At 58.4% G+C, this 2,970-nt stretch carries 2 protein-coding genes; both read left to right on the forward strand.

All coding sequences use genetic code 11. The annotated features are described in order from the left end of the window. A partial coding sequence (katG, locus tag A3754_RS20680; RefSeq protein ID WP_063521192.1) for a catalase/peroxidase HPI occupies nucleotides 1-1,614 on the forward strand: 1,614 nt, incomplete at its 5' end. A 255-nt stretch (nucleotides 1,615-1,869) separates the two neighbouring features. Then, a complete protein-coding gene (locus tag A3754_RS20685; protein ID WP_063521193.1) occupies nucleotides 1,870-2,724 on the forward strand; it encodes a crotonase/enoyl-CoA hydratase family protein in 855 nt (284 codons plus the stop codon). The last annotated feature ends 246 nt before the right edge of the window (nucleotides 2,725-2,970 follow it).

A 2,970-nucleotide genomic window follows, 5' to 3' on the forward strand; every position in this document is an offset into this window, starting at 1 on the left:
GAACATGAATGGCTGACCAACGAAAAACGCTTCGATGGCAAGCGTGATCTGGAAAACCCCCTGGCTGCCACCATGATGGGGCTGATCTATGTGAACCCGGAAGGCCCCAATGGCGACCCGGACCCGAAAGCCGCCGCCCACGACATTCGCGAAACGTTTGCGCGCATGGCCATGGACGATGAAGAAACCGTTGCCCTGATTGCCGGTGGTCACACCTTCGGCAAAGCCCACGGTGCCGGTGACCCGGAAAAAGTCGGCCCCGACCCGGAAGGCGCCGGGTTGGCGGAGCAAGGCTTGGGCTGGCGTAGCAGTGTGGGTACCGGTAAGGGTGACGACACCATGGGCGGTGGCCCGGAAGTGACCTGGTCGCAGACGCCGACGCAATGGAGCAACTACTTTTTCGACAATCTGTTCGGCTTCGAGTGGGAACTTACCGAGAGCCCGGCCGGGGCCAAGCAGTGGGTGGCGAAAGATGCCGAACCACAGATGCCCTATGCCCAGGACAAGAGCAAGAAGCACAAGCCGATGATGCTGACCACGGACTTGTCGCTGCGCTTTGATCCGGCCTACGAAAAAATCTCCCGGCGCTTCCATGAAAACCCGGACCAGTTCGCCGACGCCTTTGCGCGGGCCTGGTTCAAGTTGACCCACCGGGATCTGGGGCCGCGTGCCCGCTACCTGGGCCCGGAGATTCCAGACGAGGAGCTGATCTGGCAGGACCCGGTGCCTGAGGTGGATCATGAGTTGCTGGACGACAAGGACATTGCTGCGCTGAAGAGCCAGATCCTGGATTCCGGCCTCAGTGTGTCCGAGCTGGTGTACACCGCCTGGTCGTCTGCTGCCACCTTCCGTGGCGGTGACAAGCGTGGCGGTGCCAACGGTGCCCGTATCCGTCTGGCCCCGCAGAAAGACTGGGAGGTAAATCAGCCGGAGCAACTGGCGCGGGTATTGAAAACCCTGGAAGGGATTCAGGCGGACTTCAGTAATGGCAATAAAAAGGTGTCGCTGGCGGACCTGATCGTACTGGGCGGCTGTGCGGCCATCGAGAAGGCGGCCAAGGCGGCGGGCGTCACTATTACCGTTCCGTTCTCGCCGGGCCGTACCGATGCCAGCCAGGAGCAAACCGATGTGGCGTCGTTTGAGCCACTGGAGCCAAAAGCCGATGCGTTCCGCAATTATCAGCAGGCGCGTTTCTCCATGGGCGGCGANCACCTGATGATTGACCGGGCGCAATTGCTCACGCTGACGGCCCCGGAAATGACGGTGCTGGTTGGTGGCCTGCGCGTGCTGGGCGCCAACTACGGCGGCAGCCAGCTGGGTGTGTTTACCGAAAAACCCGGCACCCTGAGCAACGATTTCTTTGTGAATCTTCTCGATATGAATACCGAGTGGAAGCCGGTATCCAGTGATGAAGAAGAATTTGAAGGCCGGGATCGTGCCAGTGGCGAATTGAAGTGGACCGGCAGCCGTGTGGATCTGGTGTTCGGTTCCAACTCGGTGTTGCGCGCTCTCGCCGAGGTTTACGCCTGCTCTGATGCCCAGGAAAAGTTCGTCAACGATTTTGTGGCGGCCTGGACCAAGGTGATGGAGCTGGAGCGTTTTGACCTGAAGTAGTTTCTTTCTCGTCACGGTAAAAGAAAACGGCGCGCTGTTATCAGCGCGCCGTTTTTTTATGGCGTTTTATGTGGGCTACAGCGTACTCGCCGAAGGTTGATCTGTGCCTCCGGCAGCAGCAAATCCCCAGGCATGTCGTCTTGTGCATCGTTTGCTGCGTGATCAGAGCTGTTCAATACGAGCTGATTGGGTAAGGCTGTCAGGTATATGCCGGAAGTGCCGGCAAGGCTGCTTATAAAAATGGGAGAGAACACCGTGACCGCATTACCTGAATACCGCTCCTTCGATGTTGCCGTAGAAAACCATATTGCCCATGTGCAATTCAGCCGCCCGGAATCCATGAACAGCATGAACAAGGATTTCTGGCTGGAGCTGCCCCGTTGCCTGCGGGATATCGAGACTGGCACTGACGCCCGCGTGGTGGTGATGTCCTCCACCGGCAAGCACTTTTCGGCCGGGATGGATCTGTCCGTATTCTCCGATGCAGACGCTGTGCCCATGGCTGGCGATCCGGGGCGCATGGCAGAAAACCTGCGCCGGGTGGTGTTGCAGCTGCAGGATTGCCTGAGTGTACTGGAGCAAGTACGCATGCCTGTGCTGGTGGCGATTCAGGGCGGCTGCGTGGGCGGTGCGCTGGACCTGGTGTGCGCGGCAGACAGTCGCTATTGCAGCCAGGATGCGTTCTTCACCATCAAGGAAACCAGCCTGGGAATGACGGCAGACGTGGGTACGCTGCAGCGCCTGCCCAAGCTGATGCCCCAGGGGTTGGTCCGTGAGCTGGCCTATACCGGCCGCAATTTCAGCGCCTGGGAAGCGGCGGAGCAAGGGTTGGTCAACCGGGTTTATGATGATGCCGAAAGCATGTTGGCAGGGGTGATGGAGATTGCCAAAGAGATCGCTGCCAATTCTCCCCTGGCCGTTCTGGGCTGTAAGGAAATGCTTAACTACAGCCGTGACCACAGCGTGGAAGACAGCCTTAAATACATGGCCACCTGGCAGGCGGGCATGTTCCGCCACGATGACATGATGTTGTCGTTTCAGGCCAAGGCGAAAAAGAAGCAGGCCGACTACCCGGATTTGATGCCGGTTAAAGGTTTGTTTGAGCAGTAGGGCTGAATCCTGATTCGTAGGTCTGCTTAGGCGTAGCCGTAAGCCGACTATCGGCCGTTTCTGCTGCCTTTTCCGTTGAGTGTCGGATTACGCCTTTCAGGTTAATTCGACCTACTCCTCAATGGGAGTGGGGGCTGACAGAGGGGGGAGGAGAGTGTGGCAGGGGGGTAAGGTGTTCTTTAGAGAATCAAAAAAGGCGCCACAAGGGCGCCTTTTTTTACTGGAACAATCGCTTACAGAGCGACG

Source organism: Alcanivorax sp. HI0083 (genome assembly GCF_001635175.1).